The sequence below is a fragment of the Vibrio sp. 2132-1 genome (genome assembly GCF_033344315.1).
Genome location: NZ_JAWPON010000627.1, coordinates 1 through 576, shown reverse-complemented (window position 1 = coordinate 576; position 576 = coordinate 1). Strand labels below are relative to the sequence as shown.

General features: G+C 43.6%; 1 protein-coding gene. It reads left to right on the top strand.

Annotation, left to right across the window (positions count from 1 at the left end; genetic code table 11):
- Nucleotides 1–576: acyltransferase (locus R8N47_RS27055; RefSeq protein WP_318186348.1), on the top strand; the 576-nt coding region annotated here is incomplete at both ends.

Below are 576 nucleotides of genomic sequence, written 5' to 3'. Positions count from 1 at the left end.
ACCTATTACCATTTAGGCTTCTTCTATTACTTTATTCCACTATATTTCGTGATTCCTCTATTCCAATGGATGGCACGTAATGTCGATGACAATGTCCTCTATACCTATCTGGCTTTTTGGATGTTCACTAGCACGTTATTCCTGTTCAAGATTGATGGACCATGGAATAACCAAATGTGGCTCTATATGGGCTATCTGCCTTTGGGTTATGTACTATTTCAAAAAGTGCCACTAAATCGTTCTATGGTGACGTTGTTCACTGGGTTTGGATTGGTGGCGTTAGCCGTGACATTCACCATGGTGGTGACCAACAGTTTGGAAGCGGAGAAATACACCGTGGGGCGTTGGTTGTCATACAAAACATTGAACGTGATTTTGGCGGCATCGATGATTTTTATGCTGTGTCGGTATTTTGGGGAAGGGTTGCCGAAGAACGTGCAGAAAGTGGTGAGTTTTATCAGCCAGCACAGCTTGGGCATTTACTTACTTCACCCAATCTTCTTATGGCCAATGAAAGAGTTTGGTTGGTATACCGGTCATCCGGCATGGGTGATCCCTGTGTGGATTGTGTTAAGT